Source organism: Pseudomonas sp. MMS21 TM103 (assembly GCF_022132145.1).
Classification (GTDB): domain Bacteria; phylum Pseudomonadota; class Gammaproteobacteria; order Pseudomonadales; family Pseudomonadaceae; genus Aquipseudomonas.
In genome coordinates this window covers 763,423-777,569 of sequence record NZ_JAJISP010000002.1, presented here as the reverse complement: position 1 = coordinate 777,569, position 14,147 = coordinate 763,423, and the positions used below count along the sequence as shown (strand labels likewise).

General features: G+C 64.0%; 13 protein-coding genes. 12 read left to right on the top strand and 1 reads right to left on the bottom strand.

Annotated elements, in window-relative coordinates; all coding sequences use genetic code 11:
• Positions 1-6: 6 nt before the first annotated feature.
• From phnG to phnP, 9 genes are all read left to right on the top strand, one after another.
• Entirely contained in the window at positions 7-453 is a 447-nt protein-coding gene (gene phnG, locus LJY18_RS10640; protein WP_442964486.1) for a phosphonate C-P lyase system protein PhnG, read from the top strand.
• Positions 453-1,073 carry a phosphonate C-P lyase system protein PhnH gene (gene phnH, locus LJY18_RS10635; RefSeq protein WP_238041761.1) on the top strand — a complete coding sequence of 207 codons (621 nt, stop codon included), beginning with the start codon at positions 453-455 and terminating at the stop codon, positions 1,071-1,073. Before phnG ends, phnH begins: the two co-directional genes overlap by 1 nt.
• Positions 1,073-2,164, top strand: a complete 1,092-nt coding sequence (locus LJY18_RS10630; protein WP_238041760.1) for a carbon-phosphorus lyase complex subunit PhnI — start codon at positions 1,073-1,075, stop codon at positions 2,162-2,164. Before phnH ends, LJY18_RS10630 begins: the two co-directional genes overlap by 1 nt.
• Positions 2,161-3,039, top strand: coding sequence for an alpha-D-ribose 1-methylphosphonate 5-phosphate C-P-lyase PhnJ (locus LJY18_RS10625; RefSeq protein ID WP_238041759.1), 879 nt, complete (start codon positions 2,161-2,163; stop codon positions 3,037-3,039). The genes LJY18_RS10630 and LJY18_RS10625 overlap by 4 nt, the downstream gene beginning before the upstream one ends.
• On the top strand, positions 3,036-3,845 hold the full coding sequence (gene phnK / locus LJY18_RS10620) for a phosphonate C-P lyase system protein PhnK (RefSeq protein WP_238041758.1): 810 nt from the start codon (positions 3,036-3,038) through the stop codon (positions 3,843-3,845). The genes LJY18_RS10625 and phnK overlap by 4 nt, the downstream gene beginning before the upstream one ends.
• 103 nt (positions 3,846-3,948) lie before the next feature.
• Entirely contained in the window at positions 3,949-4,668 is a 720-nt protein-coding gene (gene phnL, locus LJY18_RS10615; protein ID WP_238041757.1) for a phosphonate C-P lyase system protein PhnL, read from the top strand.
• Positions 4,658-5,803 carry an alpha-D-ribose 1-methylphosphonate 5-triphosphate diphosphatase gene (locus LJY18_RS10610; RefSeq protein WP_238041756.1) on the top strand — a complete coding sequence of 382 codons (1,146 nt, stop codon included), beginning with the start codon at positions 4,658-4,660 and terminating at the stop codon, positions 5,801-5,803. Before phnL ends, LJY18_RS10610 begins: the two co-directional genes overlap by 11 nt.
• Positions 5,803-6,363, top strand: coding sequence for a phosphonate metabolism protein/1,5-bisphosphokinase (PRPP-forming) PhnN (gene phnN, locus LJY18_RS10605; protein ID WP_238041755.1), 561 nt, complete (start codon positions 5,803-5,805; stop codon positions 6,361-6,363). The genes LJY18_RS10610 and phnN overlap by 1 nt, the downstream gene beginning before the upstream one ends.
• Entirely contained in the window at positions 6,360-7,109 is a 750-nt protein-coding gene (gene phnP / locus LJY18_RS10600; protein WP_238041754.1) for a phosphonate metabolism protein PhnP, read from the top strand. The genes phnN and phnP overlap by 4 nt, the downstream gene beginning before the upstream one ends.
• A 117-nt stretch (positions 7,110-7,226) precedes the next feature.
• Here phnP and LJY18_RS10595 read toward each other — a convergent pair whose 3' ends face one another.
• The gene (locus LJY18_RS10595; RefSeq protein ID WP_238041753.1) at positions 7,227-7,694 is read right to left on the bottom strand and encodes an Lrp/AsnC family transcriptional regulator; all 468 of its coding nucleotides are present in this window, start codon (positions 7,692-7,694) and stop codon (positions 7,227-7,229) included.
• A gap of 201 nt (positions 7,695-7,895) precedes the next feature.
• On the opposite strand from LJY18_RS10595, the gene LJY18_RS10590 reads away from it, so the two are divergent.
• The 3 genes from LJY18_RS10590 to LJY18_RS10580 all read left to right on the top strand — a co-directional run bounded on the left by LJY18_RS10590 (position 7,896) and on the right by LJY18_RS10580 (position 14,045).
• Positions 7,896-11,363, top strand: a complete 3,468-nt coding sequence (locus LJY18_RS10590) for an indolepyruvate ferredoxin oxidoreductase family protein (protein ID WP_238041752.1) — start codon at positions 7,896-7,898, stop codon at positions 11,361-11,363.
• Positions 11,364-11,462: 99 nt separating this feature from the next.
• Positions 11,463-12,521 carry a Glu/Leu/Phe/Val dehydrogenase dimerization domain-containing protein gene (locus tag LJY18_RS10585; protein WP_238041751.1) on the top strand — a complete coding sequence of 353 codons (1,059 nt, stop codon included), beginning with the start codon at positions 11,463-11,465 and terminating at the stop codon, positions 12,519-12,521.
• A 123-nt stretch (positions 12,522-12,644) separates the two neighbouring features.
• Entirely contained in the window at positions 12,645-14,045 is a 1,401-nt protein-coding gene (locus LJY18_RS10580) for a sodium-dependent transporter (RefSeq protein ID WP_238041750.1), read from the top strand.
• Positions 14,046-14,147: the final 102 nt, after the last annotated feature.

Sequence of the window (14,147 nt, the reverse complement as noted above, 5' to 3'; positions counted from 1 at the left end):
AACCTGTTGCACAACGACCCGTACATCGCCACCCGCCAGCGCTGGATGGGCGTGCTCGCCCGCGCCGCTGGCCAGCTGACGGCCTACGAGTCGGCGTTGAAGGCGGTCGAGTACCGCCTGATTCGCGCCCCGGAAATCGGCATGACCCTGGTGCGCGGGCGCATGGGCGGCACCGGCAGCCCCTTCAACCTCGGAGAGATGAGCGTGACCCGCTGCGTGGTGCGCCTGGCCGATGGCCGTACTGGCTACAGCTATGTGGCCGGTCGCAACAAGCAGCATGCCGAGCTGGCGGCCCTGGCCGATGCACACCTGCAGGGTGCGCAGCAGCAGGACTGGCTGAGCCGGATGATCGATCCCCTGGCTGCCGCTCACCGCGTCAAACAGGCGACCAGGGCCGCGGAAACCGCAACCACCCAGGTGGAATTTTTCACCCTGGTCAGAGGAGAAGATTGATGAGCCCGGTAAATAGCTCGCACTGGCTGCAACCTGCCTTTAACGATCCGGTGCTCGATGCCCAGGCCAGTTTCCGTGCCGCGCTCAAGGCGCTGGCCGAACCGGGTCTGGTGCAGGGCATGGATCGTGCCTTGGCGCTGGATGGTCTACAGCCCGCCACTTATGCCCTGTGCCTGGCCTTTCTCGATGGCGATACGCCGTTGTGGCTGGCCCCGTGCTTCGATACTCCAGTGATCCGCGCCAATCTGTCGTTTCATTGTGGTTGCCCGATCGTCGCTGAGCGCGAGCTGGCACTGTTCGCCCTGCTTGATGAGCGCGAACTGGGAGACCTCTCGGCGTTCGATAACGGCAGCGAACGCTACCCGGACCAGTCCTGCACCTTGCTGATTCAACTAGCTGCCTTGAGCGGTGGTCCGGCCCTGCGTTGGCGCGGACCCGGGATCAAGGACGTGCGCAGTGTTGATCTGCCACTGACACCGGCGTTCTGGCGAGAACGCAGTACACGTAGCGCTTTTCCGCGGGGGCTGGATGCTTTCTTCGCCGCCAATCGCCAGATCATTGGCCTGCCGCGCAGCACCCACGTGCTTGAAGGCTTCGTGAGTACAGAGGAGGCCGCCTGATGTACGTAGCCGTCAAAGGTGGCGAGCGCGCCATCGACAATGCCCACCTGCTGCTGGCGAAAAAACGCCGTGGCGATACCGCCATTCCCGAGCTGAGCGTCGATCAGGTTCGCGAGCAGATGCCTCTGGCTGTGGCCCGGGTAATGAGTGAAGGCTCGCTGTATGACCCGCAACTGGCCGCCCTGGCTATCAAGCAGGGCGCCGGTGACCTGATGGAGGCCATCTTCCTGCTGCGCGCCTACCGCACCACGCTGCCACGTTTCGCCGCGAGTGCGCCGCTGGAAACCTCGCAGATGCAGCTAAGCCGACGCATCTCGGCGACCTTCAAGGATCTGCCCGGAGGCCAGTTGCTCGGCCCGACCTTCGACTACAGTCATCGCCTGCTGGACTTCACCCTCATGGCCGAAGGCATGCATCCCGGCCCGCAGCTGGACGCCAGCGCCGAACCGGCAGCCTGCCCGCAGGTGCTGGATTTTCTCGCCGAGGAAGGCCTGATGGCCCGCGAAGTGGACGATGGCGCAGCGGTAGCGGATATCACCCGCGAGCCCTTGGGCTTTCCCGCCAGTCGTGCTCAGCGCCTGCAGGCCCTGGCCCGTGGCGATGAAGGGTTTCTCCTGGCGCTAGGCTACTCGACCCAGCGCGGCTACGGGCGCAACCACCCATTCGCCGGGGAAATTCGCATCGGTGAGGCCGACGTCTGGCTGGAGCCAGAGGAGCTGGGTTTTGCCGTACCGCTCGGCGATATCGAGGTGACCGAATGCGAAATGGTCAACCAGTTCGTCGGTGGCAAGGGCATCGATCCGCAATTCACCCGCGGCTATGGCCTGGCCTTCGGTTACGCCGAACGCAAGGCCTTGGGCATGGCCCTGGTCGACCGCTCGTTGCGCGCCGCCGAATACGCTGAAGAGGTCGAGGGCCCGGCGCAGCAGGAGGAGTTCGTGCTGATGCACTGCGACAACGTCGAGGCCGGCGGTTTCGTCTCCCATCTGAAATTACCGCACTACGTAGACTTCCAGTCCGAGCTGGAGCTGATCCGCAAGCTGCGCAAGCCAAGTAACGAGCAGCCAGTCGCCGAGGAGCAAGGCGCATGAATGCCCAGGTTCAAGCCAACCACGCTACCGAGACGGGTTATAACTTCGCCTACCTCGATGAGCAGACTAAACGCATGATCCGCCGTGGCCTGCTCAAGGCGGTGGCTGTGCCAGGTTATCAGGTGCCTTTCGCCGGCCGCGAGATGCCCTTGCCCTACGGGTGGGGCACCGGTGGTATGCAGCTTACCGCGGCGATTCTCGGTGCCGATGACGTCCTCAAAGTGATCGATCAGGGCGCGGACGACACGACCAATGCGGTGTCGATACGACGTTTTTTCGCCCGTACAACAGGGGTCAAAACCACGACCCGCACCCCCGAGGCGACGGTGATCCAGACCCGCCATCGGATTCCGGAAGCGCCGCTGACGGGTGACCAGATCGTGGTTTATCAGGTGCCGATTCCCGAGCCGCTGCGCTTTATCGAACCCTCGGAAACCGAGACCCGCACCATGCACGCGCTGGAGGATTACGGGGTGATGCACGTCAAGCTGTACGAGGACATCGCGACCTTCGGCCATATCGCCACCAGCTATGCATACCCAGTAACGGTGGACCAGCGCTATGTGATGGACCCCTCGCCGATCCCCAAATTCGACAATCCCAAGTTGCATATGAGCCCGGCGCTGATGCTGTTCGGCGCCGGCCGTGAGAAGCGCCTATATGCCGTGCCGCCCTACACCCGGGTGGTCAGCCTGGACTTTGAAGATCACCCCTTCGAAATCCAGCGCTGGGACGAGTCCTGTGCGTTCTGTGGCAGCCGCGAGTCCTACCTCGACGAGCTGATCGTCGACGACGCTGGCGGCAAGCGCTTCGTCTGCTCCGATACGGATTACTGCATACAACGCCGTGATGCCAATGAGGAGGTCGCGCAATGAGTGCCGCCGAGAAATTGCAGCCGCATAGCGCAACGGCCCAGCCGCTGTTCAGCGTGCGCGACCTGACCCGACTGTACGGCCCGGAAAAAGGCTGTCAGGGCGTGTCCTTCGACCTCTATCCAGGTGAGGTGCTGGGCATCGTTGGCGAGTCCGGCTCGGGCAAGTCGACCCTGCTAAGCCTGCTGTCTGGACGCTGCCCGCCGGATCGCGGCACGGTCAGCTACCGCAATACGGACGGTCATCCGCTTGACCTGTACAGCACCAGCGAGGCGCAGCGGCGCACGCTGTTGCGCACCGAGTGGGGCTTTGTCGAGCAGAACCCGCGTGACGGCTTGCGCATGGGCGTGTCAGCCGGCGCCAATATCGGTGAGCGGCTGATGGCCCAGGGCGTGCGCCATTATGGCGAACTGCGTGCGGCCGGCATCGACTGGCTGCGCCAGGTGGAAATCGACCCGCTACGCATCGACGACCTGCCGCGCACCTTCTCCGGCGGCATGCAGCAGCGTTTGCAGATCGCCCGCAACCTGGTCTCCAGCCCTCGGCTGATCTTTATGGACGAACCTACCGGCGGCCTCGATGTGTCGGTGCAGGCACGTTTGCTCGATCTGCTGCGCGGTCTGGTGCGCGAACTGGACCTGGCGGTGGTGATCGTCACCCACGACCTGGCGGTCGCCCGTCTGCTGGCGGACCGGTTGATGGTGATGCGCCGCTCCCATGTGGTCGAGGCCGGCCTGACCGACCAGATCCTCGATGACCCGCAGCATCCCTATTCGCAGCTGCTGGTGTCGTCGGTCCTGCAGCCATGACAGTTGCTGTTTGTAGGAGCCGGCTTGCTGGCGATCAATGGTCACATCGCTGGAATGCCAGACCACAGCAAGCTGGCTTCCACAGGGTTAATCCGAGGTTTATATGCACAACCTGATCGAGGTCTCCGACCTCAGCAAGACCTTCACCCTGCATCAGCAACACGGCGTGGTGCTGAATGTATTGAGCGGGCTCAACTTCAGCGTGCGCGCTGGCGAGTGCCTGGTGTTGCACGGTCAATCCGGTGCCGGCAAGTCGACCTTGCTGCGCACCCTGTACGGCAATTACCTGGCCGCCGGCGGCAGCATCCGCGTGCGTCATCAGGGTGGCTGGGTCGAGCTGGTCGGTGCCGAGCCGCGTCAGGTGCTAACGGTGCGCCGGCAGACCCTGGGCTATGTCAGCCAGTTTCTGCGGGTGATTCCACGGGTGGCGACCCTGGATGTAGTGATGGAGCCGGCGCTGGCCCGTGGCTGGAGTCGCGCTGATGCCCAGGCGCGGGCCAAGCAACTGCTGAGCCGCCTGAATATCCCCGAGGCCCTTTGGCAGCTGGCCCCCGGCACCTTCTCCGGCGGTGAGCAGCAGCGGGTGAATATCGCCCGCGGCTTCATGGTCAGCTGGCCATTGATGCTGCTGGATGAGCCGACCGCGTCGCTGGACGACGCCAATCGTCAGGTGGTACTGGCGCTGATCAATGAAGCCAAGGCTGCCGGTTCGGCGCTGATCGGCATTTTCCATGACCGCGCCGCCCGCGAGGCGGTGGCGGATCGTTTCCTCGACATGACCCCGGATGCCGCGCCCATGCAGGAGTATGTGTATGCCGGTTGAACAGATTTTGACCAATGCGCGGGTGGTGACGGCCGAGCAGGCGTTCGTCGGCACCCTGGTGCTACGTGACGGTTTGCTTGCGCAGGTGGAGGAGGGGGTCAGTGGTTTGCCCCAAGCGCTCGACCTCGGTGGCGATTTCCTGCTGCCGGGATTGGTCGAGCTGCACACCGACAACCTGGAAAAATACATGAGCCCGCGGCCGGGGGTGGACTGGCCGTCGACCTCGGCGGTGCTGACCCATGATGCGCAGATCGTCTCGGCCGGCATCACCACGGTGTTCGATGCCCTGGCCATTGGCGACATCAACCCGCGTGGCAAACGCATGCAGCAGTTGCCCGCCATGCTTGAATCCATTGCCCGGGCCTCGGCGGCCGGCCACACGCGCGCCGATCACCTTTTGCACCTGCGCTGCGAGTTGTGCCACCCGGATAGCCTGGCGGTTTTCCGCGATCTGGTAGAACACCCGCTGGTACAACTGGTGTCGGTGATGGATCACTCGCCGGGCCAGCGTCAGTTCGCCAAGGAAGACAAGTACCGTGAGTACTACATGGGTAAGTACCACTTGAGCACCGCAGAGATGGATGCCTTTATCAAGGAGCAAGTGGCCAACTCCATCGAATTCAGCGACCGTTATCGCCGCACCATCGTCGAGGAGTGTCATGCCCGTGGCCTGGCGGTGGCCAGTCACGATGACGCGACCCTGGCCCATGTGCAGGAATCGGCAGGTTTTGGCATGTCGATCGCCGAGTTCCCCACCACCCTGGAAGCCGCCACGGCCAGCCACAAGCTGGGGCTCAAGGTGTTGATGGGCGCGCCGAATATCGTCCGTGGCGGTTCGCACTCGGGCAACATTGCCGCGGCCGAACTGGCTTGTCATGAGGTGCTGGATATCCTATCCAGTGACTATTATCCGGCCAGCTTGCTGCAGGCAGCTTTTATGCTGGCCGAACAGGACAACGGGTATGATTTGCCGCGGGCGATTGCCACGGTAAGCCGTTCGCCCGCGCAAGCGGCGGGGCTGTATGACCGCGGCGAAATTCGCGTCGGGTTGCGTGCGGACTTGATCCACGCACAGGTGCATGACGGCCAGGCGGTGATCCAGCAGGTCTGGCGACAAGCGAACAGGGTGTTTTGATGAGCGGCAGGTTGATCTATTTGATGGGACCCTCGGGCTCGGGCAAGGACAGCCTGTTGAATGCGGCGCGTGAGCGTCTGGCCGAGCGCGGTTGCCAGGTCGCCCGTCGGATTATCACCCGTTCGGCAGAGGCGGTTGGGGAGGACGCCATTGGCGTCACTCCTGCCGAGTTTGATCAATTGGAAGCCGAGGGCGCTTTTGCCTTGAGTTGGCGCGCTAATGGCCTGGCCTATGGCATCTCGCGGCGGATTGATGAGTGGCTGATGGCAGGGCAGGACGTGCTGGTCAATGGCTCACGGGGTTATCTGCTGCAAGCACGGCTGCGTTATCCCGAATTGATGGGCGTGTTGCTGACGGTGGATCATGCGGTCCTGAGCCAGCGTTTGCATGCGCGTGGGCGTGAAACCTCAGCGCAAATTGAACAGCGCCTGGCACGCAATGCCGAGTTCGACAGCAGTGCCGCGGCTCTCGCAGAGGGGCTACACCTGCTGGATAACTCCAGCCATTTCGAACACTCGGTGGACAAGTTGCTGGCGCTGATCGGCGCCAGCAGCACATGATCCTGACTCTGCTGGGCACCGGCGATGCCCGTCAGGTACCGGTGTACAACTGTGCGTGTGCGGCTTGCGACAGCGCCCGGCTCGACCCGTCACGGCGGCGGGGCCCCTGCTGCGCCTTGATCGAATGTGGCGCTGAGCGCTGGTTGATCGACTCTGGCCTGACTGATCTGGGCGAACGCTTTGCGCCTCATAGCCTGAGCGGTATCTTGCAGACTCATTATCACGCCGATCACGCCCAGGGCTTGCTGCAGCTGCGTTGGGGCCAGGGTTTGATCATTCCGGTGCATGGCCCGGATGATCCAGAGGGCCTGGCGGACCTGTACAAGCACCCTGGCATTCTTGATTTTAGCCAGCCCTTTGCCGCCTTCGAGCGGCGTCAGTGGGGCGCGCTAGCGGTCACCGCGTTGCCGCTCAATCATTCCAGACCAACCTTCGGCTATTTGTTGGAAGCCGAGGGCCGGCGTATCGCCTACCTCACCGATACCCTCGGCGTGCCGGAAGACAGTTGTCAGGTCTTGCTGCAATCGTCGCTGGATCTGCTGGTGCTGGATTGCTCAACCGCGCCGCAGCCGCAGGCGCCGCGCAACCACAACGACCTGACACGGGCGCTGGAGGTGATCAAGAGGCTGCAGCCGGGCGAAGCGGTGCTGACCCATATCGGTCACAGCTTCGACACCTGGCTGCTGGATAACCCCAAGGCATTGCCCGCGGGCGTGAGCCTGGCCCATGACGGTCGGGTGCTGTGACCCAGGCCTGCAGCGAAAGTGTCGGAGGAACTGTTTCTGGGCGTCTTTCCCGGCCGTTGGCGTTGCGGGCAGACATCCGTCGGGCCTGATGCAGGTCCACGAGCTGTAGAGCACAGCTCAATCCAGTGGCAATTCGGTGGTGCGTTTGACTTCGCTCATGGCGATATTCGAATGCGCTTCCTGCACGTGCGGGCGTTGCAGCAGGTGGTCGCGCAGGAAGCGCTCGTAGCTGGCGATGTCCTTGGCCACTACCTTGAGCAGGTAGTCCGAACCGCCGGCCATGGTGTAGCACTCCAGCACTTCAGAGTAACCAACCACCGCCTGTTCAAATTCCTCCAGGTTCTTGCGGCCGTGGGCCGACAGCTTGATGTCGACGAATACGGTCATGCCCAGGCCCAGCAACTTGGGGTTGAGCAGGGCGACCTTGCGCTCGATCAGGCCTTCCTCCTGCATGCGATGAATCCGCCGCCAGCAGGGCGATTGTGACAGCTCGACCTTCTCGGCAATCTCGGCGGCGGAGAGGTCGGCGTTGTGCTGCAGCAGGCGGAGAATCTTGCGATCGATGGGGCCGAGCTTTTCTTGCATGATTTATCCCGATTTTTTGTAATTGTTGCAATCGTCATGCGCAGTATTGGCTTTTGTTCCCGAAATTAGAAATAAAATCTCCGTACCGCTCAGTCATATTCTTAGCCAGTCGTTTAGCCCGGTGATCCCGGGGTAAACAGAACCGCGAAGGCATTAACCGGTGCCCTCGCAGCTCGCCATAAAAATAAAAGGAGCGCCCGCATGTCTCTGGCTGAGATCCGCCTGGATGATAAGTATCGCCTTGCCACTGGTCACCTGTACCTCACCGGCACCCAGGCGCTGACCCGCCTGCCGATGCTGCAGAAGCAACGCGACACGGCCCACGGCCTGAACACCGCCTGTTTCATCTCCGGCTACCGTGGCTCGCCGCTGGGCAACCTGGACAAGAGCCTGTGGGAGGCCAAGAGCTTCCTGCAGGAAAACGCCATCCACTTCCAGCCTGGGGTCAACGAAGAGTTGGCCGCCACCTCGGTGTGGGGCAGCCAGCAGACCACCCTGTTCCCCGGCGCCCGCTACGACGGTGTGTTTGCCATGTGGTACGGCAAGGGCCCGGGCGTCGACCGCTGCGGCGATGTGTTCAAGCACGGCAACTCGGCCGGCGTCTCCGAGCATGGCGGCGTCTTGCTGCTGGCCGGTGATGACCATGGCTGCAAATCCTCGAGCATCGCCAACCAGAGCGAGCACGCCTTTATCGCCGCCTCGATTCCGGTGCTGAATCCGGCCAATGTCCAGGAAATCCTCGACTACGGCATCCTCGGCTGGGAGCTGTCGCGTTACAGCGGTTGCTGGGTGGCGCTGAAAACCATCGCCGAGAACGTCGATTCCTCGGCGGTGGTGGATGTCGATCCGCTGCGCGTCGAGGTGAAGATCCCCGAGGACTTCGAGTTGCCGGAAGACGGCGTGTATATCCGCTGGCCGGATCCACCGCTGGCCCAGGAAAAACGCCTCAACACCTACAAGATCTACGCTGCCCGTGCCTTTGCCCGTGCCAACAACCTGAATCCGCTGATGCTCGATTCGCCCAATCCGCGGCTGGGCATTGTCACCACCGGCAAGTCCTACCTGGACGTGCGTCAGGCCCTGGAAGACCTCGGCCTGGATGAACAGTTGTGCGCCCAGGTCGGTCTGCGCGTCCTCAAGATCGGCATGAGTTGGCCGCTGGAGCCGGTGTCGGTGCACGAGTTCGCCGAGGGCCTGGACGAGATCCTGGTGGTCGAGGAGAAGCGCAGCATCATCGAGGACCAGCTGACCGGTCAGCTGTACAACTGGCCGCTGGGCAAGCGTCCGCGGGTGGTCGGCGAGTTCGACGAGGACGGCAATTCCCTGCTGCCTAACCTGTCCGAGCTGACCCCGGCGATGATCGCCCGCGCCATCGCCAAGCGCCTGGCGCCGATCTACAGCAGTGCCAGCATCGACGAGCGTCTGGCCTTTCTGGCGGCCAAGGAAGCCTCCCTGGCGGCGCCCAAGCACCACACCCTGCGCACCCCGCATTTCTGCTCCGGCTGCCCGCACAATACCTCGACCAAACTGCCGGAAGGCAGCCGCGCCCAGGGCGGCATCGGTTGCCACTACATGACCCAATGGATGGACCGCAACACCGACACCTTCACCCAGATGGGCGGCGAGGGCGCGACCTGGATTGGCCAGGCGCCGTTCACCGACACCCCGCACATCTTCCAGAACCTCGGCGACGGCACCTACTTCCATTCCGGCCAGCTGGCCCTGCGTGCGGCGGTGGCTGCCGGGGTCAACATCACTTACAAGATCCTCTACAACGACGCGGTGGCCATGACCGGCGGCCAGCCGATCGACGGTGAACTGCGCGTCGACCAGCTCAGTCAGCAGGTGTTCGCCGAGGGCGTCAAGCGGATTGCCCTGGTCAGCGACGAGCCGGACAAGTACCCGAGCCGCGCCGGCTTCGCGCCTATCGTCAGCTTCCATCACCGCAACGATCTGGATGCAGTGCAGCGCGAGCTGCGCGAGTTCAAGGGCACCTCGGTGATCATCTATGACCAGACCTGCGCCACCGAGAAGCGCCGTCGGCGCAAGCGCGGCAAGCTGGTCGACCCGGCCAAGCGCGCCTTCATCAATCCGGCCGTGTGCGAGGGCTGCGGCGATTGCAGCGTCAAGTCCAACTGTCTGTCGGTGCTGCCGCTGGAAACCGAGCTGGGGCGCAAGCGCGAGATCGACCAGAATTCCTGCAACAAGGATTTCAGCTGCGTCGAGGGCTTCTGCCCGAGCTTCGTCACCGTGCACGGCGGCAGCTTGCGCAAGCCGGAGGGGGTCGGCAAGAACGCCCTGTTCGAGGCCCTGCCGGAACCCAGGCAGCCGAGCCTCGAGCGGCCGTGGAACATCCTTCTGCCGGGAGTCGGCGGCAGTGGCGTGACCACGGTCGGCGCATTGCTGGGCATGGCCGCGCACCTGGAAGGCAAGGGGTGCAGCGTGCTCGACCAGGCCGGTCTGGCGCAGAAGTTCGGTCCGGTGATTACCCATATTCGCGTCGCCGCCAAGCAGGACGATATCTTTGCCGTGCGCATCGCCGCCGGCGAGACCGACCTGCTGCTCGGTTGTGACCTGGTGGTCGCCGCCAGCGAGGACGCCCTGGCCAAGCTCAACGACAAGATTGCCCATGCGGTGATCAACAGCCATGAAGCGGCCACCGCCGAGTTCACCCGTAACCCTGACGCCCAGGTGCCCGGCGCGGCCATGCGCGAGGCGCTGATCGAGGCAGTGGGCGCGGCCAAGACGCATTTTGTCGACGCCACCCGCCTGGCCACCCGCCTGCTCGGTGACAGCATCGCCAGCAACCTGTTCATGCTCGGCTATGCCTATCAGAAAGGCCTGGTGCCGGTGTCTGCCGAAGCCATCGGCAAAGCCATCGAACTCAACGGCGTGGCCGTGCAGCTCAACCAGCAGGCGTTCCTCTGGGGCCGCCGTGCGGCGCACGATGTCGCCGCAGTGGAGAAGCTGGCCAGCCCCAAGGTGGTGGAGGCGCCGCGCTGCGAAACCCTGGACCAGATCGTCCAGTTCCGCGTCGACTTCCTCACGGCCTACCAGAGCGCCGCCTATGCCGAGCGCTACCGCGCGCTGGTGCAGCGCGTGCGCCTGGCCGACCAGGGCGCCGATCAGGCCCTGAGCCGTGCGGTGGCGCGCTACTACTCCAAGCTGCTGGCCTACAAGGACGAGTACGAGGTGGCGCGGCTGTACAGTGACGGTAACTTTATCCAGCAACTCGAGGCGCAATTCCAGGGTGACTACCGTCTGGAGTTCCACCTGGCGCCGTCCTGGCTGGCCAAGCCCGATCCAAGTACCGGCCAGCCGCGCAAGCGCCAGTTCGGACCCTGGATGCTCAAGGCCTTCGGCCTGCTGGCCAAGTTGAAGATCCTGCGCGGCACGCCGCTCGACCTGTTCGGTTACAGCGCCGAGCGCAAGCTGGAGCTGCAACTGATCGAGGACTACGAACGCAGCGTCGACTTCCTGCTCAAGCAGCTGAATGCCGACAACTACCGCAGCGCCGTGGCATTGGCCGAATTGCCGGAGCAGATCCGCGGTTATGGCCACGTCAAGGAGCAGAGCCTGGTCAAGGTGCGCGAGCAGGAGCGCCAACTCAAGGCGCGCCTGCTGGTCAACGAGATCCAGGCGGTGCAGCTGTTCGAGCCGGCGGCCTGATGCGCACTTTGTAATGCAGGAGGCCCGCCTCTAAGGCGGGCCTCCTGCAACGACCTTTGCAACCCCGACCCCAAAACAAGAACGTCTCAAGGAATCCCCATGTCCGTGTTTTCCCATATCGAATTCGATCACCACGAACAGGTGGTCTACGGCCACGATCAGGCCAGCGGTCTGAAGGCCATCATCGCCATCCATAACCGCAACCTCGGCCCGGCCCTGGGCGGTTGCCGCATGTGGCCCTACGCCAGCGACGAGGAAGCGCTGCGTGATGTGCTGCGCCTGTCGCGTGGCATGAGCTACAAGTCGGCGCTGGCCAGGCTGCCACTGGGTGGCGGCAAGGCGGTGATCATCGGCAATCCGCACACCGGCAAGAGCGCGGCGCTGTTCCAGGCCATGGGCGATTTCGTCGACAGCCTGGGTGGGCGTTACATCACTGCCGCCGACTCCGGTACCGGGGTGGCGGAAATGCAGATCATGGCCGAGCGCACCCGCCATGTCGCCGGCGCCGGTCAGCGCGAGGCCTTTGGCGGCGGTATGCGCAATGGCGACCCGTCGCCGTCCACCGCCTACGGGGTGTTCATCGGCCTGCAGGCGGCCGTCAAGCACCGCCTTGGCCGTGACGATCTCAAGGGGCTGCGGGTGGCGATCCAGGGCGTTGGCCAGGTCGGCTTCGGTCTGGCGCAGCAGCTCAAGGAAGCGGGCGCCGAGTTGTGGGTGACCGACATCGTCGAGGCCAATGTGCGCCGCGCAGTAGAGCAACTGGGCGCCACTGCAGTCGGCCAGAACGATATCTACGGCCTGGATGTCGACGTGTTCGCCCCCTGCGCCATGGGCGCGATCATCAACCCGCAGACCCTCGAAGCATTGCGCGCGCCGGTCATCGCCGGGGCGGCCAACAACCAGTTGGCCGATGCCGCACTGGCCGAGGAGCTGCGCCGTCGTGGCTGTCTGTATGCCCCGGATTACGCGATCAATGCCGGTGGCATCATCGATGTCTGCTACGAGCGCAACGGTGGCAGCACCGCTGACCTCAAGGCGCATATCGAAGGTATCGGCGCCACCCTGGAGGAGATTTTCCAGCGCGCCGAGCGCGAGGGCGGCACCACCACGGCGGTGGCCGATCGCATGGCCCAGGAACGTCTGCACGCCGGCATCTAAGCGCTCGCACGCCTGCGCAGGGTGGGTCGGGCGGCAATCCGCTTCGGTCCACCAGCGTTAAGTCAGGCGTGGCTGAGGCGTCATCCACCCTGCGTTTTTACAACAACAAGAGGGCAAGCCCCAATGAGTCAAGACAGCATCGTCGCCGGCGCCAGTGCCGGTCCCATCAGCAGCGCAGCCGAGCGCGGCCTCTGGTCGTCGCGCTGGGTATTCTTCCTCGCCGCCACCGGTTCGGCGGTGGGCCTGGGCAATATCTGGAAGTTTCCCTATATCACCGGGGAGAACGGCGGTGGGGCCTTCGTCCTGGTCTACCTGGCCTGTATCCTGGCCATTGGCATTCCGCTGCTGATGGTCGAGGTGATGATCGGTCGTCGTGGCCGGGCCAACCCCGAGGGTGCCTTCGCCGCCGTGGCCAGGCAGGCGGGCGCCAGTCGCCACTGGCGTTGGTTGGGCACGCTGGCCGTGCTCACCGGTTTTCTCATCCTCAGTTTCTACGCGGTCGTCGCCGGCTGGGCCTTGGCCTATGCGCCAGCGGCAGCCATGGGCAACTTCGCCGGATTGGACGGCGAGAGCAGTGGCGCGTTATTCGGCGCCATGCTTGGCGATCCCTGGCAGCTGGCCGGTTACGCCACCCTGGTGCTGCTGCTGACCCTGGGCATCGTCGCCCTGGGCGTACGTGAAGGCCTGGAGCGCGCGCTGCGCTTCATGATGCCGGGACTGTTCGTGCTGCTGCTGATCCTGGTGGGCTATGCCGCCACCACCGGGTATTTCCTTGAGGCCGTGCACTTCCTGTTCGACGCCGATTTCAGCAAGCTCAGCACGGAGGGCGTGCTGGTGGCCTTGGGGCACGCCTTCTTCACCCTCAGCCTGGCCAGTGGCGCGATGATGGTATACGGCTCCTACTTGCCGGCCGGTACTTCTATCGTCAAGACGTCGTTGATGGTGGCCCTGGCCGATACCGGGGTGGCCTTGCTGGCCGGTCTGGCGATCTTCCCGCTGGTGTTTGCCAATGGCCTGGAGCCGGGCGCGGGCCCCGGGTTGATCTTCGTCACCCTGCCGATCGCCTTCGGCCAGATGCCGTTCGGTCAGGTGGTTGGTGGCCTGTTCTTCATCATGCTGGCGCTCGCCGCACTGACCTCGGCGATCTCGCTGAGCGAGCCGACCATCGCCTGGCTCGGCGAGAAATTCGCTATCGGTCGGCTCAAGGCGGTGCTGTTGAGCGGCCTGGCGCTGTGGGTGCTCAGTCTTGGGACGGTATTTTCGTTCAACGCCTGGGCGGAATTCACCCTGTTCGGCAAGACCTTCTTCGACAGTCTGGACTACCTGACCACCAACCTGATGATGCCGCTCGGCGGGCTGGGCACGGTGCTGTTCACCGGTTGGGCGTTGAGTCGCACAACCGTGCAGGACGCCTTGGGGCTTGGCCACGCGCCGTTGTTCAAGCTGTGGTGGCAGTTGCTGCGCTGGGTCACCCCGGTAGGCATTCTGGTGGTGTTCCTGCATACCCTGGGGCTGTTCGCATAGGCGTCAGCCAGCCGGGGGTTCTGTCTGGCGAGTGCGGACAACGCGCAGCTTGTCCGCTCCTGGCGCCGCTTGTAGGCGCGCGTGGTGAACAGTACGCCGCGT

Excerpts from the sequence above, each read along its gene's own strand:
- phnH (WP_238041761.1), top strand. The coding sequence starts at position 453 with ATGAGCCCGGTAAATAGCTCGCACTGGCTGCAACCTGCCTTTAACGAT.
- LJY18_RS10630 (WP_238041760.1), top strand. The coding sequence starts at position 1,073 with ATGTACGTAGCCGTCAAAGGTGGCGAGCGCGCCATCGACAATGCCCAC.
- LJY18_RS10625 (WP_238041759.1), top strand. The coding sequence starts at position 2,161 with ATGAATGCCCAGGTTCAAGCCAACCACGCTACCGAGACGGGTTATAAC.
- phnK (WP_238041758.1), top strand. The coding sequence starts at position 3,036 with ATGAGTGCCGCCGAGAAATTGCAGCCGCATAGCGCAACGGCCCAGCCG.
- phnL (WP_238041757.1), top strand. The coding sequence starts at position 3,949 with ATGCACAACCTGATCGAGGTCTCCGACCTCAGCAAGACCTTCACCCTG.
- LJY18_RS10610 (WP_238041756.1), top strand. The coding sequence starts at position 4,658 with ATGCCGGTTGAACAGATTTTGACCAATGCGCGGGTGGTGACGGCCGAG.
- phnN (WP_238041755.1), top strand. The coding sequence starts at position 5,803 with ATGAGCGGCAGGTTGATCTATTTGATGGGACCCTCGGGCTCGGGCAAG.
- phnP (WP_238041754.1), top strand. The coding sequence starts at position 6,360 with ATGATCCTGACTCTGCTGGGCACCGGCGATGCCCGTCAGGTACCGGTG.
- LJY18_RS10595 (WP_238041753.1), bottom strand. The coding sequence starts at position 7,694 with ATGCAAGAAAAGCTCGGCCCCATCGATCGCAAGATTCTCCGCCTGCTG.
- LJY18_RS10590 (WP_238041752.1), top strand. The coding sequence starts at position 7,896 with ATGTCTCTGGCTGAGATCCGCCTGGATGATAAGTATCGCCTTGCCACT.
- LJY18_RS10585 (WP_238041751.1), top strand. The coding sequence starts at position 11,463 with ATGTCCGTGTTTTCCCATATCGAATTCGATCACCACGAACAGGTGGTC.
- LJY18_RS10580 (WP_238041750.1), top strand. The coding sequence starts at position 12,645 with ATGAGTCAAGACAGCATCGTCGCCGGCGCCAGTGCCGGTCCCATCAGC.